Genomic DNA, 24651 nt, shown 5'->3' with positions numbered 1-24651 from the left:
TATGGCTGACAGCTTTTTATCTCAGGATGAGATCGACCGTTTACTGAACGCCGATGCTGAGAGCAGTAGCGATCTCCAGAACAGCCGGGCGGACGCCGGGATAAAACCCTACGACCCGCATACGCAGCGCCGGGTGATCCGCGAACGTCTGCATTCGCTGGAGATTATTAACGAACGTTTTGCCCGTCAGTTCCGCATGGGGCTGTTTAACCTGCTGCGTCGTAGCCCGGATATTACGGCGGGAAATATCAAGATCCAGCCGTATCACGAGTTTGCGCGCAACCTGCCGGTACCGACAAACCTGAACCTGCTGCACCTTAACCCGCTGCGCGGCACCTCGCTGATGGCGTTCTCGCCGGGGCTGGTGTTTATGGCCGTGGATAACCTGTTTGGCGGTGATGGTCGTTTTCCGACCAAAGCCGACGGCCGGGAATTTACGCCCACCGAACAGCGCGTGATCCACCGCATGCTGTCGATGGCGCGCGAGGCATATGAATTTGCCTGGAGCGCAATCTATAAAATCAAAACGGAGTATATCCGTTCAGAAATGCAGGTGAAGTTCACCAATATCACCTCGTCACCGAACGACGTGGTGGTGACCACGCCGTTCTCGGTGGAGATTGGCTCACACCGTGGGGAGTTCAATATCTGTATTCCCTTCAGCACCATTGAGCCGCTGCGCGAGTTGCTGAGTAACCCGCCGATGGATAACTCACGGCATGAGGACTCCCACTGGCGCGGCCTGCTGGCAAGCCAGATGCGTGAAACCGAACTGGAGCTGACCGCACGCTTTGCCGATGTCGACACCCGGCTGTCCAGCGTCATGCAGATGAAAAAAGGCGATGTGATCGCCCTGGACAAGCAGGAATTTATCGACGCCAGCGTGGGGGGCGTTCCGGTCTTCACGGCCAGATACGGCGCCGTTAACAATCAATATGCCCTGAAGGTCGAGCAGATGATTCAGCCTTCATTACTATCATTAAACAAGGAGTAATTTCCCCATGAGCGATATGAACACCTCATCGGGTTCTGACGATCAGTCCATCGATAATCTTTGGGGTGATGCAATGACCGAACAGCACGCGGCGGGAATTACCGACACAATGGCTGCACCCCAATTCTCTGACGAAATGAACCTGATCCTCGACATCCCGGTGAAAATGACCGTGGAGCTGGGGCGCACCAAGATGACCATCAAAGAGCTGCTGCGCTTAAGCCAGGGCTCGGTGGTTTCGCTGGACGGGCTGGCGGGGGAACCGCTGGATATTCTGATCAACGGCTATCTGATAGCGCAGGGCGAAGTGGTGGTGGTCTCCGATAAATTTGGCATCCGCATTACGGACATTATTACGCCGTCCGAGCGCATGCATCGTCTGAGCCGCTAATGAACGCGACGGACTCCCTCCCGGCTACCGGCTCGGTGCTGATGACGGTCACCGGCGCGCTGGCGCTGATTGTTCTGCTGCTGGTGGTGATGGCCTGGGCCGCCCGCCGCAGCGGTCTTGCCCGTCGTCTTAACGACGCGCAGGGAAACATGACCCTGGTGGCGACGCAGTCTCTTGGCCCGCGTGAACGTCTGGTGCTGGTCGACGTCGGCGAGCAGCGTCTGGTGCTGGGCGTAACCGCCACGCAAATCACCTGCCTTGCGACGCAGGCTCGCCCGGAGAACGCGCCGCAGGTGTCCGCTCCGGCGGCGAGCTTTCCGCTGATGCTGGAAAAACTGCGCCAGAAGTATCGTCCAGGAGGTGAACGGTGAGCCGTCGTCTGCTGCTGGCGTTCTTCCTGATGCTGCCTGCCGCCGGTGCGCTGGCGGCCAACGGCGACATCACGCTCGGCCAGCCAACGGGCGAGGGCGGCTGGACGCTGCCGGTGCAAACCCTGCTCTTGCTGAGCGGGTTTACCTTTATTCCTGCCGTCCTGCTGATGATGACCGGGTTTACCCGCATCATCATCGTGCTGGGTCTGATGCGTAACGCCCTCGGCACCCCCACCGCGCCACCCAATCAGGTGCTGGTCGGGCTGTCGCTATTTTTAACCTTTTTTGTGATGTCCCCGGTGTTCAGCCAGATCTATGAAAAAGCCTGGCAGCCGCTGCAGGAAAACAAAATCACGATGGAGGTTGCCCTGACGGAAGGGGTGAAACCGCTGCGCGCCTTTATGCTCGACCAGACGCGTGAAAACGATCTGGCGATGTTTGCCCGCATTGCGAAAACGCCGGACATCGCCTCGCCGGAAGAGGTGCCGCTGAGCATTCTGGTGCCTGCGTTTATCACCAGCGAGCTGAAAACCGCGTTCCAGATCGGCTTTACCATTTTTATCCCGTTCCTGATCATCGATCTGGTGGTGGCGAGCATCCTGATGGCGCTGGGGATGATGATGGTGCCGCCCACGACCATCGCGCTGCCGTTCAAACTGATGCTGTTTGTGCTGGTGGATGGCTGGCAGCTGCTGGTCGGATCGCTGGCCCAGAGCTTTTACAGTTAGGAGACGCCCATGACCCCTGAAAGCGTAATGGTGATTGGCATGCAGGCGATCAAGGTAGGGCTGATGGTGTCAGCCCCGCTGCTGGTGGCCGCGCTGGTCACCGGTCTGATCATCAGTATTTTGCAGGCTGCCACCCAGGTCAACGAAATGACCATGACCTTTATTCCAAAGATTTTGATGATCGTCGGCGTCGCGGTTGCGCTGGGGCCGTGGATGATGAAAATTTTTATTGAATACACCCGTGCGGTATTCGCCAGCATTCCTTTCGTGATCGGCTGATGGCCTTCGGACTTCCTCTCGACCAGCTCTACGGGCTGGTCAGCCACTATTTTTTTATTATGGTACGCATCGGCGCGCTGCTGCACGTCGCGCCGATATTCGGTGAGAAGGCGGTGAATGCCCGGCTGCGCGCCTGTCTGGCGCTGCTGACGGCGATCCTGATTGGTGGTACGCTGCCCGATGCACAGGTGGGCCTTTATTCCTGGGAAGGCGTCTGGGTGCTGGCGAAGCAGGTGATTATCGGCGCGGCGATGGGGCTGACGCTGCAACTGCTGTTTGCCGCCGTGCGCATGTCTGGCGAAATTATCGGCATGCAGATGGGATTATCGTTCGCCACCTTCTTTGACCCCGGTGCGGGCAACAGCCCGGTGATTTCCCGCTTTCTTAACCTGCTGGTGACCCTGCTGTTCCTGGCGTTCAACGGTCATCTCTGGCTGCTGGCGCTGCTGGCGGAGACGTTTCAGGCGCTGCCGGTTGATGGCACACCGCTGCATGCGGGAGGGTTTCTCTATCTGGTGACCCATGCGGGGATGATCTTCAGTCAGGGGTTATTACTGGGTCTACCGGTCATTGCCCTGCTGCTGTGCATTAACTTTATTCTCGGGCTGTTAAACCGCCTGACGCCGCAGCTTTCCATCTTCGTGATTGGCTTCCCGCTGACGCTCACCTTTGGCATGCTGGCCCTGTTCCTGATCGCCGAGACGCTGGCTCCGTTCTTTGAACGCCTGATGACCCTCGGGTTTGACACCCTGGAGGGTCTGATTCAGGCGCTGGTATAGCCGTTCAGTTCATGCAGGCGATGCGGGCGACGGTCTCCGTCCCGGATGCCAGCACTTTGTCGTCCAGCAGATAAAGGGTACTCGTTGCCACTTCACCCGGCGCGATCTGCGGGAAGATATAATCCCTGACGTCCTGGTCGGTGCTTTGATCGCCCAGCTTGCGATGCTGGCTGGTGACGTTCAGATGAACACGCTTGCCGGAGAAATCCACGTCATAGCGTACCTCGCGGTTCACCGACGTCGGACGTCCCGCCAGTATGCCGTCTTTAAAGTGGCTGATGCCGCCAATGTAGGTCGTGTGACCATTGAACAGACCGTCGCGATAAGAGCGGTAGATCCCGCGTGTCAGCGTGGCGTTGTTGTCGTCCTCAATGGTGTAGTAAGAGGTCGGCGCAACGCAGACCTTTTTATGCGGCGCGGTGGAAAAGTCGTACAGCGCGATCCCCCCGAGCCCGACCGCCAGCCCGCCGATAAACAGCAGGGTCAGCGGTGATTTAATAATGGCGAAAATAGAACGATTCGCAGTCATTCCCGGCATCCTTAAAGGGTTGTTGGCAGGCAATAAGTCCCTGGAACTTACTCATTTTTTCTGACCCGGTGGTCACGTACAGCACGGCGGCGGGCTTTTCGCCGGGACGCCTGTCCAGCACGTGGCGGGTATAGGTTTGCAGCGTGGCGGTAATCAGGTCCCGCTGTGACTGCTTGTCACTTTGCACCATCACCTCTGACCCCGGTGGGATGCCGGGGCCACTCCAGCGCACGAAGTGCAGCGGCTGGGGGCTGAAATCCAACACGCTGCGCAGCACCAGGGCGATAACCAGGCCGGTAAGCAGACCGCCCAGGGCGGCGAACACCTTCGGTTTTAACCCGGTGCGGGGGCGGGGAGGGGTAACGGGAGACGCGTTTGCCGGTTCAGGCTGCGGCTTCTCCAGCGCAGGCGGCTCACTGTCAGCTTCCCGCACCAGCAGGCGGTAGCCGCTGCGCGTGACGGCGACCAGGGTGATGCTCTCCTGTACGTCCAGCTGCGCCAGGGCGCGACGCAGTTTGGTGATCATCACACGCACGCTGTTTTCGGTCACTTCGACGCCCGCGCTACGCCAGCCAATCTCCATCAGCTGTTCCTGTGAAAGCACCTCGCCCTGTGCCTCGACCAGAGCGGCGAGACACAGACAGGCACTTTGCGGCAGGGTGACCGTTTCTTCTCCGTCCTGGCGGGCAAGGATGCGCGCCTGAAGATCCAGCGTCACTGACGTTCCAATCGCGATGTTGTTAAGCATAATTATATGATTCTTCTGGTGTAATGGATATCGCTTCTGGCTCTTGTAATTAATAGTTACGAACACACTTTATTGCTAGCGGATGACCAGAGCGACATGCTTTTTATGTCTTACTTCATCTTTTTGCAACTATAAAGTAATAACGACCACAGATTAAATAAGGTTATTTATCGTCTGTTATTGATAATGACACGCAATAAACACATCGACTTAATATAAATTAATGTAAATAAAGTTATTAATTTTGTGGAGGAGGCCGTACGAACGGTTGCCAACGGGGGAGGGCAATTTATACTGATTAAAATACAACTTATTGAATTTGCTCTACTGTCTTTATTAACAAGGAAGATTGATGTTAACGCTAAAAGGTTTTTTACACACGTCTGATGCCCCGGCCATGTTTCCGGTTTTACTCTGTCGCCTGGTGCTCGGCATATTTTTCTTTACTGCCGGGTTTAATAAATTATTTGTGCCCGAAAACCAGCTGCTGATGGTGGATACCATGACCGACGCGGGGATCCCGTTCCCGGCGCTCATGGCGGTGGTGGTGGCTTTCCTGGAATGCACCATGGGCTTGCTGCTGACGCTGGGGCTGTTCACCCGCCTGAGCGCGCTGATTTTGTGCATTATCAGCACCGTGGCGCTGGTGACGATCGGTATCTACACCATTCCTCAGGGGCTGAATCTGATGGCGTGGCTGAGCTGGCTCTTTTATCTGCCCGAGACGCTGTATATGGTGCTGTGCCTGCTGCTCATCACCTGGGGCGGAACGCTCTACAGCCTCGATGGCTGGCTGGTTAAACGCTGGCAGAACGTGCGCAAGATTGTTTTTGTTGAGGGATAACAGAAGTGCGCGGTTATCAACGGTTTGAAGAGCATATTTCCTGACCCCTGCATAATAAAATAGCGTCCTGTAGTGGCAGCGTTGTGCTGCCGTAAAAGAACAGGCGCTAAAGTCATGGTTTTTACCGTCATACTGGTCATTATTTTTATTACCTTACTTATTCTGGTGCAGTCCGGGTTAATGCCCTGGTTTATTCGCACCGAGGGGCAGCGTCTGCGCTCGCAGGTCGATGCCCTGGCCTCTCAGCTGCGGGAGCAGCTCGATCGGGTTGAAGCGCAGCAGCGCTCAATGACCGAAAGCGTGGTCACCCTCAAAAGCTTTGCGCTGGATAAAAGTGCCCCCGGCGACACGGATATCGCGGAGGAGAGCGGGTCCAGCCGACAGTTCTTCAATGCGCTGGTCAAAGAGATGGGGGAGCGTCTCGGCGGTCGCGTCTGGATTGTGGAAGATACCGGCCGCATCATTGGCGATGCCGCCGGGGCGCCGAACGTGCAGTCGCTGAACGATACCGACCTGCCGATGGCGGTGCCGCTGCGCTCGCTGCTGTCGCAGTCGGGCGAGGGGCTGCGTCATACCTGTTTTCGCAGCGCCAGCGGCGAGCATACTCTGGTGGTGATCCCCATTGCCGCCACCACCTGGCTGCTGGCCATTGACGTCCCGACCCGCCGCATGGGTGAACGTCCTGGCATTCTCCTGCATAAACCGTGGCCGCTGGCCGCGCTGCTGCTGGTCTCCACCCTGACGCTGCTGCGCAGCCTCAACCTGCACCTATCCCGCCTTAACGAAGAACTCCCGTCACAGCTGAAATCTGAACACGGGGCCTTTCTGCCGCCGCTGATGCAGGAGGTGGGGGAGCAGGTCAGCGTGATTGCCCGTGCCGCCACCGCCATTGCCCAGGAGAACGAACGCTTGTTATGGATCCCGGAGGCCAACGCGAACCTGCTGGCAACCCTGAGCGAAAGTGCTACGGGCGTGGTCCAGGCGATGAACACCCTGCACGACGCGGCGTTAAGCATTGCCGACAGCAGCGGGGCGCTGGTTCAGCTTGCCAGCCGGGCATACAGCTATTCGTTGCATCACGAAGAGGGCGTCTTTGCCGTGGAGTCGCGTAACCTGGCCAGCCGCTGTGCACGCTCCTCAAAAGAGCTACGGGCGTTGATTGAAGACGCCATGATGCAGGCGCAGAGCGGCGCACCGTCGGTGGCACATAACAACAGCGTGCTGATTGAAGAGGTCTATACGGTCGCGAATACCTTACTTCAGCGCGCGGGCAGCCCGTCCGTTTAATACATTATTACAGAGTTCATTATTATGTTTTCGTCCCTTCAAAGCAGAGCCATATTGCTGGTCTCTGCTTTCTTTATCTTACTGACTGCCCTGACCCTGTGGGTTGTAATGCATTTCATTGCGCCTGCCTTGCTGAAAGACGAGTACCAGCGCGTGCACTATCAAATCAACGAGCAAACCGCCGCCGTGACGCAGCTGATGTCGCGCGTACAGGCTCAACAGCGCGGGCTGACGGAGACCGTGGCGCAGCTCGACAGCGCGCAAATAGACCGTCTGCTTCCCGCGCTGGTTAACCAGAACGGTGACAGCACCCTTTTTGGCGGCGGCGTATGGCCGCTGCCGGGAATGCGCGAGCCGGGAATCGAGAAACACAGCACCTTTTATGCCAGAGACAAGCAGAACCAGCTCCAGCTGAACACCACGTGGAATCAGCCGGATGCGCCCGCGTACTGGCAACAACCGTGGTTTAAGGCAGGAATGCGTGCTGCAAAAGGAGAGTGCGTCTGGGCTGATGCCTATATGGACGCCGCCAGCCCGCAGCCGAGAACCAACTGTGCGATGCCTCTCTGGCGCGACGGTCAGCTGTGGGGCGTGGCAACGCTGGACGTCACGCTGGGCTTCTTTAATGAGCTTGCGCGCAAGATAGCGGAGCCTCTGCAGGGCGGCGTGCTGATTGTCGAGGCCAATGGCAAAATTATTGGTTACAGCCGCGCCACCGACACCACGCCGCAACTGACAAATATTAATGACCTGCCCGGACACGAGATCGCCATTCTGCAGGCGATGCTGGCGCAGTCCAGCGGCGGCTACAGCGAGCAGACCTACGACGCCGACGATGGCGAACACACCATCTTTGTCTCTCCCATTGCCGGCAGCCCGTGGTTTGTGGCAACCGACACCCCAAGTCACCTGCTAACCCAGCAGTCCCGCTCTATCCTGGTGCGCCTGGGGACGGTACAGATCCCGCTGCTGCTGTTACTGGGTGGCGCAATGATCCTGACCGTGCGTTTTATGATGCGCAATCTCCTGACCGTGAGCGATCGTCTTGCCACGCTATCTGCTGGCGGGGCCGATCTGACCCTCCGTCTGCCGGAGAGCCGCACCCGGGAACTGAACGCCATCGCCGTCAGCGTGAATACGTTTATGCGTTATCTGCAGGGGTTGTTACAGCAGGTGGGGGCGAGCACGCGCACGATTGCGGCGGCATCCCATGAGATTGCAAACGGCAATGTGGCGCTTTCGTCACGCACCGAAGAGCAGTCCGCCTCCCTGACGCAGACGGCGGCGTCGATGGAACAGATTGCCGGCATCGTGGGTAATAACGCGGACAACGCGGAACATGCCGACAGGCTTGCCACGCAGGCGGCCACGGTGGCGCAACAGGGTGCGACGCTGATGAATGCCGCGGTGGAGAAGATGAATCATATCGAAGCGTCATCGTTACGCGTTACCGACATCGTCGGGGTGATCGACGGTATTGCGTATCAGACCAATATCCTGGCCCTGAATGCGGCGGTTGAAGCCGCGCGCGCAGGCGAGCAGGGACGCGGCTTCGCCGTGGTGGCATCCGAGGTGCGAAGCCTGGCCCTGCGCTCTGCCAGCTCTGCGAAAGAGATCCGCCAGCTGATTAACGACGCGGTAACGGGCGTGCAGGACGGTAGCCGTCTGGTGCAGCAGGCAGGGGAAACCATGAATACGCTGGTGGGCTCCGTACACGAGGTTTCTGCCCTGATGGAGCAGGTCAAAACCGCCAGCCGCGAGCAGAGCGTCGGTATTGAGCAGGTTAACGTGGCGGTCTGTCAGCTTGAAGGCGCGACCCAGCAGAACGCCACGCTGGTGGCGGACGTGTCGACGACGGCGAGGGCGATGGAGGAGCAGGCCGCAGAGCTGGAAAGCGTGGTGAAGCGGTTTAAGGTTTGATTCGGTATCCTCTGTGAGAATTGCCCGGCGGCGCTGCGCTTGCACGGGCCTACGGGTTCCCCACAAAATAATGCCGGCACGGACGACCCCCTCTCCCTTGAGGGAGAGGGCTGGGGTGAGGGGGAACATACGGCTCTGGTGGTCATTCCGTTCACTTTATGTCCCTTGCTACTCAGTAACGACATGACCAGTGGACGTGCCATGGCAGCTCAATCGCCGCCACCCGGCGAGGATCTGGAAGGCGCCTCGCAATCCTGTCCACTCTCTCTCATTCATCTTCACACGATAACTTTATTCAACACCTCATCGGGCTACCACTCCCGGCCACTGCCGATCTGTTTGAGGTGGCTGATATGAACGAACGCAATGCATTATGCGGACGCTTACTCCATGCCCTTGGGGTGCTGGAACGACTGTGTGACGACGACCTGCCACCGCATTTGATAGAACAACTTATTGCAGGTGAAGCCACGAAGTCCTGTATGCCTGATAGCTGGCAGGATACGGCCACATCGGTTAATTATGCGCAAGCTCTGGCGCAGGCGATACTGGGGAATACCCTTCCACAGAGTGTGGCTCAATCGTTAAGGGGATTACTGCACGATATGGTGTATCTGATTGCAGAGTTCGTGAAGGAGCCTTACCTCACATCACGCTGAGAAAACCGCAGACGTAAAAAAGCCCTCCACCAGGGAGGGCAACCGCGCGTGAGGCACGCGCGTAATGATAATGTAAGGTGGTTTGTTACGGATTAACGCAGCAGGGACAGCACGTTCTGCGGAACCTGGTTGGCCTGAGCCAGTACGGACACACCTGCCTGCTGCAGGATGTTTGCACGGCTCATGGCAGACACTTCAACAGAGAAGTCGGCGTCCTGAATACGGGAGCGCGCTTCGGTGGTGTTGATGATGTTGGTGTTCAGGTTCGCAATGATGGAGCTGAAACGGTTCTGAACGGCACCCAGGTCGGCACGGAAGTCTGCAACGGTGGTCAGTGCATTATCCAGTCGTTCCAGCAGGTCTTCGGAAGCCAGTCGGCTGGATTCTTTCGCGATGAAATCAGCATCTGCATTACGGGCTTCAGCAGGTACACCGGTTACTGCTCCGGTGTTATCCAGCTGGAACTCCATAACCTTACCAGTGTTATCCATTGCGTAGAAGGTGTCTGCCGCTGCACCCGATACGGAGTACATTTTCATTCCAGAGGTCGCGAGGTCAGCGCCGAACACGTCTGTAGAAATAGCCTCCAGCATAGCTTTATCAAGGGTAATATCTGCGCCGTCAGCGTTGATGGTATCGCCTGCTCTAATACGCTTAGTGTCGCCGAGGCTAGTTGGGCCCTTCAGAAGCATGTCTGCATCTGCGGCGCCCAGTAAATCACCTTTAGCTGGATCGGTGTTGAATTCAACTTTTTCAGGAGGACCAGCAGTGATTTTTAAGTCAAGTGTAACTTCCTGTACTTCATTTGTTGTTTCATTGGCAACGAAGAAGCGGATCGTTCCCTCTTCTTCGTAAGTGATGACTTTCTTCTGTGCAGCGGTACCAGTAACATCGTCCGCTGCGGCAATGATTTTGTCACGATCTGCTGATACCATTTTATATTTCGCTGTTGAAGCGTCAGCACCAGGAACACCAAGTTTGGTAGCTTCAAACTCTGTATCGGCAGGAGCATCTTTCCCCTGACCTTCAAACTGGCTCGCTTCGGTAATGCCCGCGCCACTCACTGTAATACCAATACCCGCAAAGTCGGCCATGAACTCGTCCAGACCCAACGTTTCCATATCCAGCTTGCTCAGCTTGATATCGATAGTATCTTCGTCCTTATCACCGATCTGAATGGTGATATTTTCTTTAGAGCCGTCGAACACTTTGACGCCGTTGAAGTTAGTGGTTTCCGCTACGCGGCCAATTTCTTCCAGACGGGTACCGATCTCTTTCTTGATGGAGTCCAGGTCGCTTGCGGAGTTGGTGCCGTTTTTCGCCTGCACCGTCAGCTCACGGATACGCTGCATGTTTTCGGTCACTTCTTCCAGCGCGCCTTCGGTGGTCTGCGCCAGGGAGATACCGTCGTTGGCGTTACGCGCCGCCTGGGTCATACCGCGGATAGAGGAAGTGAAGCGGTTAGAAATCGCCAGACCTGCCGCATCGTCTTTTGCGCTGTTGATACGCATACCGGAAGAGAGACGCTGAATTGCCGTACCCAGCTGGCTCTGAGATTTGTTCAGGTTGTTCTGAGCCATCAGGCTCAGCGCGTTGGTATTAATGACCTGTGCCATTGTTATATCCTTCTAAGTTGTAACGACTGTAAGTAATATGCGTTCGTTGATGCGCATACTTACTTCATCGGGAGGAAATAATATTGGCTAAATTATTTTTTAATTTTTTTTATCAAGCCATGAATTGCGTGCAGTTATGTGCGCATTTAAACAAATAGCCCATAGCAATCGGCTAATAAGCGCATAAAAATGATTTGTGCATGCCGCAGCGTTGTTGCCGTATATATGAAAAATTAAACTTCCTTCTCTATTACCCGATAGAAAGAGTGTCAGGCTAACTTATTTCAACAGGAACAATGATTATGGCTGCAACTAACTTTTTAGGCGTCGGCTCCGGGCTGCCGTTTGACCAGTGGCTGGCGGACGAGCGCAAGGGCATTTCCCAAAAATTAAACCCGTATCTGCAGAAACAGAGCACCTATAAAGGGCAGATTTCTGCCTGGGGCTCTATTTCCAGCTCGCTCAGCACGCTAAAAGATAATCTCGGCAAGCTGGAAGAGGAAGGGTTTAACGGCGTCAGCGTCAGCGACAACAAAACCTTTAAGGCGACGGCAGGAAAAGGGGCTATTCCCAATAGCTATTCCATTGCGGTTAAACAACTGGCGAAAGCCCATCAGCTTGCGGTGGAGAATACTTCGCGTGATGGCCTGATTGGTTCCAGTAGCGCAAAAGTCAAAATCACCCTGAAAGAAGGTGAAAAACCACTGGAATTGAACTTAGCGAGTGACGAAACCTCGCTCGATCAGATTGCCAAAAAGATCAATGAGCAGAAAGGCGATGTCGTTGCGGAAGTGATAACCATTGGGGACAGGGAGCACAAGCTGGTGCTGACGTCTAAAAAAACCGGTGACGCCGGTGAAATGGCTATCACAGTGGAAGGCAACGCTGATTTAAAGAATAAGCTCGAAAATGCGGTTGATGAAACGCCTCCCCAAAATGCCGAAATTTTTCTGAATGGGAAACCGGATCCCATCATCCGAAGTTCTAATACCATAAATGATTTGATCACTGGCGTGACGCTCGAACTGCGAGAAGTATCGGAACTTACTGATCCCACAGACCCAGCCAGCTACAAAACCGAATCCCTCACCATCACCGAAGATACCTCAAAGGTGAAAACGCTGATTGAAGAGTTCGTCAAGAACTACAACAGCTACCTCAGCACGGTGGCCAGTGCCACCAAATACACTGCTCCCGACCGTGACAGCAGTTCGGACGCAATTGCTCAGCCCGATCCGACCAACGGTTCGTTGTTTAGCGACGGTACCTTGCGTCGTTTGACGAGCCAGTTGAAAGCCACCGTTAGCGGTCAATACCCTGATGCCGATGAGGTGATCCAGTCTCTGGGGAGTATCGGTATTACCGTGACCTTTGATGGCAAAATCGGCGATGAACGTACCGGCACGCTGGGCACGCTTACGATCGACAACAAAAAGCTTGATGCCGCCCTGAAGGACAACACGAAAGCGGTGGAGGCGTTGTTCCTCGGTAAGGCTGGCAAAGAGGGAATTAAGGATCGCATGGAAGGGATCTTCAATACCTATCTTGGCGATAAAGACGCGGTCAAGAAGGAGGACGGCGTGATCGAAACCGCGCTGGAATCCCTGCGTGAACAGGAAAAGCGCATCGGCAAGCAGATCACCGCCGTCGAAAGACGTATTGAAGAGACCATGCTGCGCCGGGAAAAAGAGTATCAGCGTCTCGATAAGGCGATGAACGATATGAATAACATGAGTACCCGTCTGCAGCAGTCGCTGGCGGAGTTAATGAATTCTTAACAATCCGGGCAGGTCGCTGCCCGGCAGGATTTGACGATGTACACCAAAACGGGCAACAGTGCCTACACCGCTGTCTCTCTGGACAGTCAGATAAGCGGCGCAACGCCGCACCAGCTGATCGTCCTGCTCTATGACGGGGCGATTAACGCCATGAAGCGTGCCGAAATCTACTTCCAGACCGGCAATATCGCGCGCCGCGGCGAGATGATCTCCCGCGCCATTAACATTATCGACAACGGCCTGCGCGCCGGGCTGGATCACGAAAAAGGCGGGAAGATTGCAGAAGAGCTGGAGAGCCTGTACGAATACATCTCCCGCACGCTGCTGGAGGCGAACCTGAATAAATCGGGTGAACATCTGCCGCATCTTATCTCGCTGATGACCGACATGTCGGAAACCTGGCAGCTTATCAGCTCACAGCAAAAGCAGGTGAAACATGGATAACGACGTGATGATGCTCATTGAGGAGCTGCTGGCGAGCAATGCCAAACTGCGCCAGCAGGCCGAAGACGGGGAGTGGGACGCGTTTCTGGACGAATCTGTCGCCTATTCCATGGGGATGAGAACCCTGTGTGAGATCGACTTGCCTCAGCTGGCGCAGCGCAATAAAAAGCAGGTCAGCGCCCGGCTGGCAAAACTGTTAGAGCACGATGCGTTATTGACCGGAGAGATTCAGAACCGCCTGAACGCGATCAGCACCGAACTTTCCTCCCTGCGCAAATCCAGCGCCTCCGCAAAAGCGTATACCGCGGTTTAAAAATCTTCCCCTCACCCTAACCCTCTCCCCAAAAGGGAGAGGGGACTGTTCCGAACCGTCTTCTCATCCTTCTCCCTTTTGGGGCTGAGACTAATGCCAGCACGGACGACCCCCTCTCCCTTGAGGGAGAGGGCTGGGGTGAGGGGGAACATACGGCTCTGGAGGTGATTCCGTTCACTTTACGTTCCTTGCTACTCTGTAACGACATGACCAGTGAACGTGCCATGGCGGCTCAATCGCCGCCGCCTTGGCGACCCGGACCGTACACTTTGGGGAGAGGGGATTACGATAAAAAAAAGCCCGCCAAAGGCGGGCAAAAGAGGACAACGCAGACAGGAACGATCAGATACTGATGTTGTATTTACGACCGGAAGGCATCACGCTGGATTCCCCCGCCGGACCGTAAAGCGAATTCACGTTGCCCACGTGGTCGATGGCTTTCTGAATATGCTGATTTTTTTTCATATGGCTCTGCAACAGGGATTCCACCTGCTGGTTCAGCGCCCTGGAATTGCGCACTTTTTCGCTGACCTGCTGCCAGCTTGAAAACAGCTTACCCAGGCCAGAATAAGGGGCCTCCGTTGAGCACTGCTGCTCCTGCTGGCGGCGCATGTCGTCGTAATACTGAATGGTCGACAGCAGCTGGCTTTTGTTATCGGCCAGCACCTGCAGCGAAACCGGGTTGATCTGCGCACGGTTGAGCTGATTGACCTCTTCAATCATGATCGCCTCCAGTTCATCCAGAGACGTTTTCATCTGCGTGAGTATTGGGTAAAGCTTATCCATAACGGTTCTGCCAACAATTAAAACTGGAACATGTCCTGCACCATGGCCTGAGCAATTTTCTCAGGCTCAATGCGCAGGGTACCTGCCGCAAGCGCGGCGCGAAGTTCGGCAACGCGCACGTGATCCACGTCGCGGCTGTCGTCGGTCTGGATCTTTTTCGTCAGGGCGCTCAGGGTAACGTCGGTGGTGTCGCTCTTTTGGGTGTGTTTTTCTACAACGCCGTTTTCCTGTGCCTGATTACGGTGGCGCACCTCGTGCGTCGGGGCGATTTTCGCAATCGGGGCGGTGTTCTGGCTGCTGTTAATGCTCATGGTTGTCCTCGCAGGTAATCGTTTTATGTGACCTATGTTTCTTTCATCGGTGGTTCACAGAAAACCTAAAATTTATTGTTGCGAAATAATCAGGACCTGGCCGTCGGCATCCACTTTTCCGCTCACGGTGCGCCCGCCCGCGGTTTTGACCTTCAGCGTGTCATCAATGGCGGCGTTGTTCAGCGCCTTCCCCTGGCTGCGGATACGAAAGCCCGCGCCGGTGGTGACCAGGTCAACCGTCTGCCCGGCGCGCAGCCGCCACTGCTGGCGGAGCTGGTTTTCCAGAAGCGGTTTTCCGGCCGTAATGGCGCGCGTCAGGCGCTGGCCGACGATCTCGTCAGCGTTGAAGATTAAGCCGCCAGGCTGGTTGTCCAGCATCCCGGTCACCGGCTCGATGTCGCTGCGCTGGACAATCGCGCCGCCGGGCAGGCTCTGGCTGGCAATCCACCACGTGCCCTGGGCGCTGATGCGTACCGGCAGGAAGTGACGACGGGCGCCGCACTGGGCCAGCACCGTGCGCTTGCCGGTGAGACGGCTGTCGCGTCCCACCAGGCTCAGTTCCGGGTTATCACACACCGATGCCAGTTGGGTGGGGGTGGCAAGCAGGGTGGCGGTGCGTACGATGTCGTTACCGTCTTCTGGCTGCTTAATCACTGCATCGAGCTTCAGCATCAGGCGCTGCTTTGCCGTAGGGGTTGACGGTACGCTGGCGGCAGCCGTGGCCGAACAGAGTAATACGGCAACCGCCGCGCGGAATAACGGAAACTTCATCGTATTGCCTTTATAGAAAAAATTGAGATGGCGAAATTATATACGCAGTGGCAGGGGTTTTATTGTCTTAAATAATGACACTTTTGACGGCATTTAAATTCATCGTTTTTTTAACGAAATATTATCTCTTTCTATTTCCCTAAATAGGCTTATTTGTGACGGGTCTTTGCAGTGTGATAATTCATCCGCGCTGACTACACTATCGCAGTTTAAAATTATGCAAGGCAGGAGCCTCACGTCATGAATAAACTCGATGACGCCTTTCGCTTTCAACAGCAAGCGTTAGGTTTACTTTCGCGCCGTCAGGATATTCTGGCTTCGAATATCGCGAATGCCGACACGCCTGGCTACCAGGCGCGAGATATCGATTTTCCTCAGCAGTTAAAAAGCGCTATGGAAAATAATGCTCAGGCGAAATCTCCCGTATCCCTGTCATTAACGTCAAACCGACATATTGAAGGAAAAGCGATGCCGCTGGACGACAGTCAGCTGCTTTATCGCATACCGGATCAACCGAGTGCCGACGGTAATACCGTGGATATGGATCGTGAGCGCGTCAATTTTGCGGATAACGCCGTGAAATATCAGTCAGGACTGACGTTCCTGGGCGCGGATATTAAGAAAATGATGACTGTGCTCAGTCAGGGGTAATAAGCGATGTCGCTTTTTAGCGTATTTGATATTTCAGGGTCGGCGATGGCCGCCCAGTCCCGACGCCTCAACGTCAGCGCCAGCAATATGGCGAACGCCGACAGCGTGGCGGGGCCGGACGGTCAGCCGTATCGCGCTCGTCAGGTCGTCTTCAGCGTCGACAACACGGTCGGCCAGGAGATCGGCGGTGTACAGGTGACTGACGTGGTGGAAAGCAGCGCGCCGGATCGTCTGGTCTACGAGCCGGGTAATCCCATGGCCGACGAACAGGGCTACGTGCGGATGCCAAACGTCAACGTCATGAACGAGATGGTGAATACCATTTCGGCCTCCCGCAGCTACCAGGCCAACGTGGAAGTGATGAATTCCGCCAAGAGCCTGATGCTGAAAACATTAACCCTTGGTCAGTAAGGACGCGTATGGCGGTCTCTTCGATTAACAACAACAACGGCTCCGGCAGCAACGGCACGGGCAGCAGTGCGGCCGATCTGTCAAACCAGTTTATGACCCTGCTGGTGGCACAGATGAAAAACCAGGATCCCACCAACCCCATGGACAACAACCAGCTCACTTCCCAACTGGCGCAGTTCAACATGGCGGCCGGGGTCGAGAAGCTCAACACCTCGGTGGCGGGCGTGCAGGCCATGATGATTCAGCTCGGCAGCATGAGCGCCTCCTCCTGGGTAGGGCGCAGCGTGCTGATTGAGGGCGAGGCGAAGGTCTCCTTCGGTGAATCGGGTATCGGCATCATGCAGGAAGGGGTGGAGATCCCGGGCAATTCGGATGATTTCAACTTTGCGCTGACGGGCGATGCCGAGACGGTGACGGTCACGCTGGAAGACAGCGAAGGGAATGCCTACACCGCCCAGCTGAAGAACGTTAAGCAGGGGATGAATACCTTCAATCTTGACGATCTCAAAGAGTTCAAACCGGCTGCGCCGCCGCGCGACGGGGAATACACCATCAGCTTTGAAGCCTCGAACCCGGAAGGTGATAAGCCGGAAGTGATTGGTCTGGTTCAGGAGCAGGTACAGGGCGTCACGATGGATCCGAGCGGGCCGATTCTGCATCTCTCGGAACACGATCCAATCCCGATGAGCAAAGTGTTCGTTATTCAAAAATAATCTTACTTCTGGAAATTAATTATGGGTTTTTCACAAGGTCTTAGCGGTCTCAGTGCCGCTGCAAAAGCGCTGGATGTGGTGGGTAATAACATCGCCAACTCTCAGACGGTAGGGTTTAAAGCAGGCTCTGTCTCCTTCGCCGACATTTTTGCCGGTTCAACGGGGATGGGGGTACAGGTTGCGGGCGTTGACCAGAATTTTGGTGACGGCGGCTTGATGAACGGCAGCTCCGCACTGGATATGGGGATCTCTGAACGGGGCTTTTTCCGTATGGTCGACGAAGCGGGTAGTGTCTTCTATGGCCGTAACGGCCAGTTCGAGCAGGACAAGAACGGGTTTATCGTCAACAAAACAAACGGCATGTTTTTAACGGGCTATCAGGCGACGGACGGGGTGATTAACCCTGGCGCTCAGGTGGGGCCGATCCGCATTCCAAAGGACGATATGCCGCCAGCGGCATCGACGAAAGGGTCCGTGACCGGCAACCTGAAGTCCGATGACAAAATTATCACCGAAGACTTTGATGCTGACGATGCAGATACCTACAACTATGTGAGTGAAGTGACCGCCACCGACAGCCTGGGTAATAAGCATGCTATCAAGGTGTACTACGTGCATACCGGTGATGGGGAGTGGGAGGTGCATGCCCAGGATTCGACCGCACCAGGCGCTGCACCAGATGATGAATGGACCACAGCGACGATTAGATTTGGTACCGACGGCAAGCTTACCGCGCCGGTGTCATTGAACATCAAAGGGTTGGGTTACAACGGGTCTGCGCCGCTGAATATGAATCTGGATCTGGATATTACCCAAAATGCCAGCGATACCCAGGTGATGCTGGACGAAATCGACGGTCAGGCGCCGGGTAAATTCAACAACTATGAAGTGAGCGACACCGGTGAAGTGATCGCTATCTACAGCAACGGCAAGCGTCAGACCGTGGCGCAGGTGGTGCTGGCAGATTTCGCTAACGTCGGCGGTCTGGCGCAGCAGGGCAACAACCTGTGGGCAGAAACCGCGCAGTCCGGCCAGCCGTTCCTCGGCACCTCCGGCACCGGCAGCTTCGGTGATATCAGCGGCGGGATGCTGGAGTCCTCCAACGTTAACCTGGGCGACGAAATGGTCAACATGATCGTCTACCAGCGCAACTATCAGTCCAACTCGCAAACCATTAAAACCCAGTCTGAAGTTCTGCAGACGCTGGTTAACCTGCGCTAAGGCGGAATGATGGATCGCGCTATTTATACCGCCATGAGTGCCGCGAATGCGGCGCTCAACCGCCAGGCGGTCACCTCAAACAATCTGGCGAACAGCTCTACGGCAGGTTTCCGTTCCCAGCTGGCGGCGTTCCGCTCGGTGCCCATTGAAGGGGAGACCCTGCGTACCCGCGCCCTGGTGGCGGAGTCGACCCCGTTTCATGACACCACCATGGGGCCGATCACCCACACCGGCCGCAGTCTGGACGTGGCGCTGCCGCAGAACGGCTGGCTGGCCGTGTCCATAGACGACGGCAGCGAAGGCTACACCCGCAACGGCGCCATTGAGGTGGATCAGGACGGGGCGCTGAGCGTCAACGGTCGTCCCCTGATGGGCGACGGCGGGCCGCTGGAAGTGCCGCCGCAGTCCCATGTCACCATCGGCAGCGACGGTACCGTCTCGGCGCTCGGCATGGGGGATGACCCCACGGCGCTGGTACCGGTCGGTCGTCTGAAGCTGGTCAATGCCGACATGAACAGCCTGATTCACGGCGACGACGGGCTGTTTCGCACGGCGGGCGGCGACGCGCTGGCGCAGGATGAAACCCTGCGTCTGACGCCGGAGGCCATCGAAGGCAGCAACGTCAGTCCGGTGCAGGCCATGACGGCGATGATTGCCAACTCTCGCGGCTTCGACATGAACATGAAGGTGATCCGCACCGCCGACGAGAACGCCCAGAAGGCTAACCAGCTATTAAGCGTGAGCTAACGCCGCGCCAAGGAGTCACAACATGATTCGTTCTTTATGGATCGCAAAAACCGGGCTGGAAGCACAGCAGCTCAATATGGACGTCATCTCCAACAACCTGGCGAACGTCAACACCAACGGCTTTAAGCGTCAGCGCGCCGTGTTCCAGGATCTGCTCTATCAGAACATGCGCCAGCCTGGCGCACAGTCGACGGAGCAGAACACCCTGCCGAGCGGGTTGCAGCTCGGGACCGGCGTGCGTCCGGTTTCCACGCAGCGTGTCCACACGCAGGGCGGCATGAATCAGACCGGCGATGAGTATGACGTGGCCATCGAAGGGGAAGGTTTTTTCCAGGTGCAGATGCCGGACGGCAGCACGGCCTACACCCGTGACGGTCATTTCGGCAAAAGCCCGGATGGACAGCTGGTGAATGCCGAAGGCTATCCCATTCAGCCGGGTATCGTTATTCCTCAGGATGCGCAAAAACTGACGATTGGCAGCGACGGTATCGTCAGCGTGAAAATCCCGAGTCAGGCGGAAGAGCAGCAGATTGGTCAGCTGACGCTGACCACCTTCGTCAATAACGCCGGGCTCGAAAGCGTTGGCGGCAATCTCTACAAAGAGACGCAGTCCTCCGGGGCGCCGAACGAGCTGAATCCGGGCATGGAGAGCGCCGGTACGCTCAAGCAGAGCTACGTGGAAATCTCCAACGTCAACGTGGCGGAAGAGCTGGTGACCATGATTCAGGTGCAGCGCGCTTACGAAATCAACAGCAAAGCGGTCTCGGCATCTGACCAGATGCTGCAGCGCCTCTCTCAGCTGTAATGTCCTCTCTCTGGCCGTTCACGCGGCCAGACTTTTTATCGACACTGAAATGAACATACTTTTTATGCAAAACCCGGCCGTCGCGCTACGTGGCGCGCTGCTGGCGAGTACGCTGCTGCTTGGCGGCTGCGCGCACATCATGCAAAAGCCCCTTGTTGAAGGCCCGACAACGGCAACACCATTACCGATGGCACCGGCAGCGACCGGCGGCTCACTGTTTCAGGCAGGGCAGGGAATGAACTACGGCTATCAGCCAATGTTCGAAGACCGCCGCCCGCGTAACGTGGGTGATACGCTGACGATCCTGCTGCAGGAGAACGTGAGCGCCAGCAAAAGTTCCTCCGCCAGTGCCAACCGTAATGGATCGGCCGGGATGGGGCTGATTGCGGTACCGACCAAACTCAACAGCTGGCTCGGCGACGGCAAGGCTGATTTTGAAGCCGAAGGGAAAAATGATTTTACCGGCAAAGGCGGTGCGGCGGCGCGCAACACCTTCACCGGCACCATCACCGTGACCGTCAAAGAGCTGCTGCCTAACGGCAACCTGGGCGTGGTGGGCGAAAAACAGATCGCCATCAACCAGGGCACCGAGTTTATCCGCTTCTCCGGGGTGGTGAACCCGCGCACCATCAGCGGCAGTAACACCGTACCGTCCACCCAGGTGGCGGATGCCCGCATTGAGTACGTCGGCAACGGCTACATCAACGAAGCGCAGAACATGGGCTGGCTGCAGCGTCTGTTCCTGAACCTTTCTCCTTTCTGATATGACCATGAAAAAAGAATCTATCCTGTTTTTTCTCAGCATTCTGCTCTACGGCATGATGCTGGCGGTACCGAAAGCGGTACACGCGGAACGCATTCGCGATCTGGCCACGGTGCAGGGCGTGCGTTCGAACTCCCTGATGGGCTACGGCCTCATTGTCGGCCTTGACGGTACCGGCGACCAGACCATGCAGGCTCCGTTCACGGGCCAGAGCCTGAATAACATGCTCTCCCAGCTGGGGATCACCGTTCCGGCGGGCACCAATATGCAGCTGAAAAACATCGCGGCGGTGATGGTAACCGCTGAGCTGCCCGCGTTTGCCCGTCCTGGCGACAAGCTGGACATTGTCGTCTCCTCGGTCGGTAACGCCAAAAGCCTGCGCGGCGGTACGCTGTTAATGACCCCGCTGAAAGGGGCGGATAACCAGATCTACGCCATTGCGCAGGGCAACATTCTCATTTCCGGCGCAGGCGCGCAGGCGGGGGGCAGCCGCGTGCAGGTTAACCAGCTTAACGGCGGGCGCATCAGCGGTGGGGCGACCGTCGAGCGGGAGGTGCCGAACGATTTCGCCACCCAGAGCATCGTGCGGCTGCAGCTTAACGAGACCGATTTCTCGCTGGCACAGCAGATCAGCGACGCCATTAATCAGCGCTACAGCGGCGGGGCGGCGGTGCCGGAGGATGCCCGTACCGTGCGCCTGTTCGCGCCGCCGGACGGCCCGTCCCGAGTGCGCTTCCTCGCCAATATTCAGGACATCCCGCTGAAGGTCGGCGTACAGGACGCGAAGGTGATCGTTAACTCCCGCACCGGCTCGGTGGTGATGAACCGCCACGTCTCGCTGGATTCCTGCGCGGTGGCTCACGGCTCGCTGACGGTGGAGGTGATGCAGAACAACATTATCAGCCAGCCGGATACGCCGTTTGGCGGCGGAGAAACGGTAGTCGTGCCGCAAACCGATATTTCGGTACGCGACAGCGGCGGCTCGCTACAGCACGTGCGCAGCAGCACCGATCTCAACGCCGTGATCCGCGCCCTGAACAGCCTGGGCGCCACGCCAAACGAGCTAATGTCGGTCCTGCAGGCGATGAAAAACGCCGGCTGTCTGCGGGCGAAGCTGGAGGTGAACTGATGAACGCCTTTGATAAAGTCGACCAGCCTGCGTTTGACGTCCGCTCGCTGGACACGCTGAAGCGGGAGGCCGGGCGGCAAACGCCCGGCGCACTGAAGGCGGCGGCGAAGCAGATGGAGGGGATTTTCGTGCAGATGATGATGAAGAGCATGCGCGATGCCACCTTTAAAGATGATTTGCTGAGCAGCCAGTCGTCCGAAATGTACACCGCCATGCACGACCAGCAGGTCGCACAAAACATTGCCGGGAGTGGTCAGCTCGGCTTTGCCGATCTTATCGTCCGCCAGCTGGGTGGTGACAGCGATGAGCCGGTGGTGAGCACGCCGGGGCGTGATTTTCTGCGGCCGGGGCTTTCCGCCGCACCGGCAACGGGCCCGCTGCGCCTGCCTGCCCCCGTCTCGTTCGCGAAACCCGCCGAAGGCGCGCATCCCTTTATTGCGCGCCTGCTGCGTCCGGCACAGGAGGCTGCGCAGCAGAGCGGGCTGCATCCGCATTTGATTCTGGCGCAGGCGGCGCTGGAATCGGGCTGGGGCAAACGCGAAATCCCGGCGGCTGACGGCAGCCCGAGCCACAACCTGTTCGGCATTAAGGCGACGGGAGACTGGCGCGGCAAAACCACGCAGATCACCACCACGGAATATATCAACGGCGTGAAGCAGAAGGTGAAAGCCGCGTTCCGCGTCTACGACTCCTATGAACATGCCCTTTCTGACTACGCGACGCTTTTGACCAAAAACCCGCGCTATCGCGGCGTGGTGCAGTCCGCTTCGCCGGAGCAGGGGGCGAAGGCGCTGCAGGCGGGCGGCTACGCCACCGATCCGGCCTACGCCAAAAAGCTCATCACCATTATTCAGAAGGTGAAAGGCGACATTCAGCAGGGCATAAACGCCTACAAACACGATCTCGACAAAATTTTTTAGAAAATTTTGCCATCACCGATGAAATAAGCAGAGACATGAACTTTCTGGCCCGGATGCGAACCCGGGCCTGCAAACAGGGAATATCCGGATCTTATGAATAACTTATTTAACCTGGCGAGAGGCGGCCTCAGCGTTGCACAGGCGGCATTACGCGTAACGGGCGATAACCTGACCAACGGGATGTCCGGCACCTACAGCCGTCGCAGCCTGATCATTGGCGAGCTGGGCGGCATGTCTACCGCGCAGGGCTTTTTCGGCTACGGCGCCCGCGCCGGTGGTGTGGAGCGTGCGTACAGCGCCTTTGCCAATAACGAAATGCGCGGTTCGCTTTCTCACTACGCGTCGCTTGCGGGGCGTATGGAGCAACTGTCGGATATCGATAACATGCTGGCAGATGAGTCAGATAACGTCTCGGTTTCGTTAAACGACATGTTTAAAGCGATGGCGACGCTGAGCGGTGACCCGGCGGATGGCCCGGCACGCGCGGCGGTGTATAACTCTCTCGGTACGCTGGCAAACCGTTTTAACGCCAGCGCTAAGCGCCTGACCGCGCTGGAAAAGAGCACGAATACGCAGATTGAATTGAGTGCCAAAGATATCAACAGCTATACCCAGCAGCTGGCTGAACTGAATAAACAGCTGGAGCGCGCGCAGGGTAATGGAGCGCCGCCAGCCGATCTGCTCGACCAGCGCGATGCGCTGCTGGAAAAGATGAGCGAGCATATCGGCATCACCGTTACGGAAGACCAAACGACCGGCCGTGTTGATGTGCTGCTGTCTGACGGTCGTCCTCTGGTCTCCGGTGACAAATCGTATACGTTGCAAACCTCCCCGTCGGACTCCGATCCGAATAAAACCATCGTTTCCTATGTGGATGCCAACGGCAAAGCCTCGCCGCTGGATGAGAGCAGCATTACCAAAGGCCGTCTGGGCGGGCTGTTTAAATTCCGCAATGAAGACCTGACCGTTGCCCGACAGGAGCTGGATCAGATCGCCTTTACGATGGCGAACCGCATGAACGAGCAGAATAGGGCAGGCTTTACGTCGGAAGGAGATCCTGGCGAAGATCTCTTCTCCCTGGCGGATATTAAAGCTTATGCCAATGCGAAGAACGCTGGGACCGGCAAGCTGGAGGCAATTGCCGTCACCGACTACAAAAATGTGAAATCGGAAAACTACACCGTCACCAGCGATGGCGCGGGGGGCTGGACGGTCACGGGGGAAGATGGACGCACTGTACCTGTCGATACCGGTACTACTGGAAAACTGAAATTTGACGGGATTGAGATCGATATTTCAGGGGGAGGATTTGCCAATGGCGACAGCTTCACCCTCAACCCGATGGCGGGTGCAGCGGAAGGTATGACCCGGGCCATCACCAGCGCCCAGGATTTTGCCGCTGCAGGTGATAGAGACGGTGGGCCTGGCGACAACAAAAACCTGGAAGAGATGCTGAAAATCCAGGATGAGAAGCTGATCGGTAATAACACGCTCACCGAAGCCTATGCCAGCCTGGTGGGAACCATCGGTGACAACGCGCGCAGCGCAAAATCGGCGCTGGCCAGCGCCGAAACCGACTTCCAGACCAAGTACGACACCAAACAGGCCCTCTCCGGCGTCAATATGGACGAAGAGTACATCAACATGGATATGTTCAAGCAGTATTACAACGCCAACGCGCAGCTGCTGAAAACCGCTACCGATATGTTTGACGCCCTGCTGTCAATCCGATAAGGAACCGAT

General features: G+C 56.7%; 29 protein-coding genes. 23 read left to right on the top strand and 6 right to left on the bottom strand.

The features are described from left to right. Position 1: 1 nt before the first annotated feature. Genes fliM through fliR form a run of 6 tightly spaced genes read left to right on the top strand, consistent with a single transcriptional unit; the run spans position 2 to position 3542 of the window. On the top strand, positions 2–994 hold the full coding sequence (fliM, locus tag FU672_RS02915) for a flagellar motor switch protein FliM (RefSeq protein ID WP_148242065.1): 993 nt from the start codon (positions 2–4) through the stop codon (positions 992–994). Between the two features lie 7 nt (positions 995–1001). Next, positions 1002–1385, top strand: coding sequence for a flagellar motor switch protein FliN (gene fliN, locus FU672_RS02910; RefSeq protein WP_046888408.1), 384 nt, complete (start codon positions 1002–1004; stop codon positions 1383–1385). Further along, the gene (gene fliO, locus FU672_RS02905; RefSeq protein WP_148242064.1) at positions 1385–1756 is read left to right on the top strand and encodes a flagellar biosynthetic protein FliO; all 372 of its coding nucleotides are present in this window, start codon (positions 1385–1387) and stop codon (positions 1754–1756) included. Before fliN ends, fliO begins: the two co-directional genes overlap by 1 nt. Before the next feature lie 29 nt (positions 1757–1785). After that, positions 1786–2484 carry a flagellar type III secretion system pore protein FliP gene (fliP, locus tag FU672_RS02900; RefSeq protein ID WP_148242129.1) on the top strand — a complete coding sequence of 233 codons (699 nt, stop codon included), beginning with the start codon at positions 1786–1788 and terminating at the stop codon, positions 2482–2484. A gap of 9 nt (positions 2485–2493) precedes the next feature. Beyond that, positions 2494–2763 (top strand): flagellar biosynthesis protein FliQ, encoded by a 270-nt coding sequence (gene fliQ, locus FU672_RS02895; protein WP_013097797.1) that lies wholly within the window; start codon positions 2494–2496, stop codon positions 2761–2763. Further along, on the top strand, positions 2763–3542 hold the full coding sequence (fliR, locus tag FU672_RS02890) for a flagellar biosynthetic protein FliR (RefSeq protein ID WP_148242063.1): 780 nt from the start codon (positions 2763–2765) through the stop codon (positions 3540–3542). The genes fliQ and fliR overlap by 1 nt, the downstream gene beginning before the upstream one ends. 4 nt (positions 3543–3546) lie before the next feature. Here fliR and FU672_RS02885 read toward each other — a convergent pair whose 3' ends face one another. Together FU672_RS02885 and FU672_RS02880 are read right to left on the bottom strand one after the other, a co-directional pair. Further along, positions 3547–4071 carry a hypothetical protein gene (locus FU672_RS02885; protein ID WP_148242062.1) on the bottom strand — a complete coding sequence of 175 codons (525 nt, stop codon included), beginning with the start codon at positions 4069–4071 and terminating at the stop codon, positions 3547–3549. Further along, positions 4037–4819 (bottom strand): winged helix-turn-helix domain-containing protein, encoded by a 783-nt coding sequence (locus FU672_RS02880; RefSeq protein ID WP_148242061.1) that lies wholly within the window; start codon positions 4817–4819, stop codon positions 4037–4039. The genes FU672_RS02885 and FU672_RS02880 overlap by 35 nt, the downstream gene beginning before the upstream one ends. A gap of 352 nt (positions 4820–5171) precedes the next feature. Here FU672_RS02880 and FU672_RS02875 point away from each other — a divergent pair, with 352 nt between their 5' ends. From FU672_RS02875 to FU672_RS02860, 4 genes are all read left to right on the top strand, one after another. Further along, on the top strand, positions 5172–5663 hold the full coding sequence (locus tag FU672_RS02875; protein ID WP_148242060.1) for a DoxX family protein: 492 nt from the start codon (positions 5172–5174) through the stop codon (positions 5661–5663). A 114-nt stretch (positions 5664–5777) separates the two neighbouring features. Continuing rightward, complete coding sequence (locus FU672_RS02870; protein WP_148242059.1) at positions 5778–6950, top strand: methyl-accepting chemotaxis protein; 1173 nt, start codon at positions 5778–5780, stop codon at positions 6948–6950. Positions 6951–6974: 24 nt separating this feature from the next. Then, a complete protein-coding gene (locus tag FU672_RS02865) occupies positions 6975–8870 on the top strand; it encodes a methyl-accepting chemotaxis protein (RefSeq protein ID WP_148242058.1) in 1896 nt (631 codons plus the stop codon). 353 nt (positions 8871–9223) lie between these two features. Further along, a complete protein-coding gene (locus FU672_RS02860) occupies positions 9224–9529 on the top strand; it encodes a hypothetical protein (RefSeq protein WP_316043717.1) in 306 nt (101 codons plus the stop codon). A 92-nt stretch (positions 9530–9621) separates the two neighbouring features. Here FU672_RS02860 and FU672_RS02855 read toward each other — a convergent pair whose 3' ends face one another. Continuing rightward, positions 9622–11145 (bottom strand): flagellin N-terminal helical domain-containing protein, encoded by a 1524-nt coding sequence (locus tag FU672_RS02855; protein ID WP_148242056.1) that lies wholly within the window; start codon positions 11143–11145, stop codon positions 9622–9624. Positions 11146–11447: 302 nt separating this feature from the next. Here FU672_RS02855 and fliD point away from each other — a divergent pair, with 302 nt between their 5' ends. Genes fliD through fliT form a run of 3 tightly spaced genes read left to right on the top strand, consistent with a single transcriptional unit; the run spans position 11448 to position 13680 of the window. Next, positions 11448–12923, top strand: a complete 1476-nt coding sequence (fliD, locus tag FU672_RS02850) for a flagellar filament capping protein FliD (RefSeq protein WP_148242055.1) — start codon at positions 11448–11450, stop codon at positions 12921–12923. Positions 12924–12959: 36 nt separating this feature from the next. Continuing rightward, positions 12960–13367 (top strand): flagellar export chaperone FliS, encoded by a 408-nt coding sequence (gene fliS, locus FU672_RS02845; protein ID WP_148242054.1) that lies wholly within the window; start codon positions 12960–12962, stop codon positions 13365–13367. After that, positions 13360–13680 carry a flagellar protein FliT gene (gene fliT, locus FU672_RS02840; protein WP_148242053.1) on the top strand — a complete coding sequence of 107 codons (321 nt, stop codon included), beginning with the start codon at positions 13360–13362 and terminating at the stop codon, positions 13678–13680. Before fliS ends, fliT begins: the two co-directional genes overlap by 8 nt. Positions 13681–14022: 342 nt before the next feature. On the opposite strand, the gene FU672_RS02835 is transcribed toward fliT, so the two are convergent. The 3 genes from FU672_RS02835 to flgA form a co-directional block, all read right to left on the bottom strand. Further along, the gene (locus tag FU672_RS02835; protein ID WP_148242052.1) at positions 14023–14466 is read right to left on the bottom strand and encodes a flagella synthesis protein FlgN; all 444 of its coding nucleotides are present in this window, start codon (positions 14464–14466) and stop codon (positions 14023–14025) included. A 17-nt stretch (positions 14467–14483) separates the two neighbouring features. After that, positions 14484–14777 (bottom strand): flagellar biosynthesis anti-sigma factor FlgM, encoded by a 294-nt coding sequence (gene flgM, locus FU672_RS02830; protein ID WP_148242051.1) that lies wholly within the window; start codon positions 14775–14777, stop codon positions 14484–14486. A gap of 72 nt (positions 14778–14849) precedes the next feature. Further along, a complete protein-coding gene (gene flgA / locus FU672_RS02825; protein ID WP_148242050.1) occupies positions 14850–15548 on the bottom strand; it encodes a flagellar basal body P-ring formation chaperone FlgA in 699 nt (232 codons plus the stop codon). A 240-nt stretch (positions 15549–15788) separates the two neighbouring features. Here flgA and flgB point away from each other — a divergent pair, with 240 nt between their 5' ends. The 10 genes from flgB (at position 15789) to flgK (ending at position 24642) form a co-directional block, all read left to right on the top strand. After that, complete coding sequence (gene flgB, locus FU672_RS02820) at positions 15789–16199, top strand: flagellar basal body rod protein FlgB (RefSeq protein ID WP_148242049.1); 411 nt, start codon at positions 15789–15791, stop codon at positions 16197–16199. 6 nt (positions 16200–16205) lie between these two features. After that, positions 16206–16610, top strand: coding sequence for a flagellar basal body rod protein FlgC (flgC, locus tag FU672_RS02815; RefSeq protein ID WP_148242048.1), 405 nt, complete (start codon positions 16206–16208; stop codon positions 16608–16610). Between the two features lie 8 nt (positions 16611–16618). After that, the gene (locus FU672_RS02810) at positions 16619–17323 is read left to right on the top strand and encodes a flagellar hook assembly protein FlgD (protein ID WP_148242047.1); all 705 of its coding nucleotides are present in this window, start codon (positions 16619–16621) and stop codon (positions 17321–17323) included. A 21-nt stretch (positions 17324–17344) separates the two neighbouring features. Beyond that, positions 17345–18544 carry a flagellar hook protein FlgE gene (flgE, locus tag FU672_RS02805; protein WP_148242046.1) on the top strand — a complete coding sequence of 400 codons (1200 nt, stop codon included), beginning with the start codon at positions 17345–17347 and terminating at the stop codon, positions 18542–18544. Between the two features lie 9 nt (positions 18545–18553). Continuing rightward, complete coding sequence (locus FU672_RS02800) at positions 18554–19291, top strand: flagellar basal body rod protein FlgF (protein WP_148242128.1); 738 nt, start codon at positions 18554–18556, stop codon at positions 19289–19291. Positions 19292–19313: 22 nt separating this feature from the next. Then, entirely contained in the window at positions 19314–20096 is a 783-nt protein-coding gene (gene flgG / locus FU672_RS02795) for a flagellar basal-body rod protein FlgG (protein ID WP_148242045.1), read from the top strand. Positions 20097–20145: 49 nt separating this feature from the next. Next, complete coding sequence (locus FU672_RS02790; RefSeq protein ID WP_148242044.1) at positions 20146–20859, top strand: flagellar basal body L-ring protein FlgH; 714 nt, start codon at positions 20146–20148, stop codon at positions 20857–20859. 1 nt (position 20860) lies between these two features. Then, complete coding sequence (locus FU672_RS02785; RefSeq protein WP_148242043.1) at positions 20861–21988, top strand: flagellar basal body P-ring protein FlgI; 1128 nt, start codon at positions 20861–20863, stop codon at positions 21986–21988. Then, the gene (gene flgJ, locus FU672_RS02780) at positions 21988–22908 is read left to right on the top strand and encodes a flagellar assembly peptidoglycan hydrolase FlgJ (RefSeq protein WP_148242042.1); all 921 of its coding nucleotides are present in this window, start codon (positions 21988–21990) and stop codon (positions 22906–22908) included. Before FU672_RS02785 ends, flgJ begins: the two co-directional genes overlap by 1 nt. A gap of 93 nt (positions 22909–23001) precedes the next feature. Continuing rightward, positions 23002–24642 (top strand): flagellar hook-associated protein FlgK, encoded by a 1641-nt coding sequence (gene flgK / locus FU672_RS02775; protein ID WP_148242041.1) that lies wholly within the window; start codon positions 23002–23004, stop codon positions 24640–24642. Positions 24643–24651 lie beyond the last annotated feature (9 nt).

The organism is Enterobacter asburiae (genome assembly GCF_008080435.1).
Taxonomy (GTDB): domain Bacteria; phylum Pseudomonadota; class Gammaproteobacteria; order Enterobacterales; family Enterobacteriaceae; genus Enterobacter; species Enterobacter asburiae_C.
This window is presented reverse-complemented; position numbering and strand designations above follow the sequence as displayed.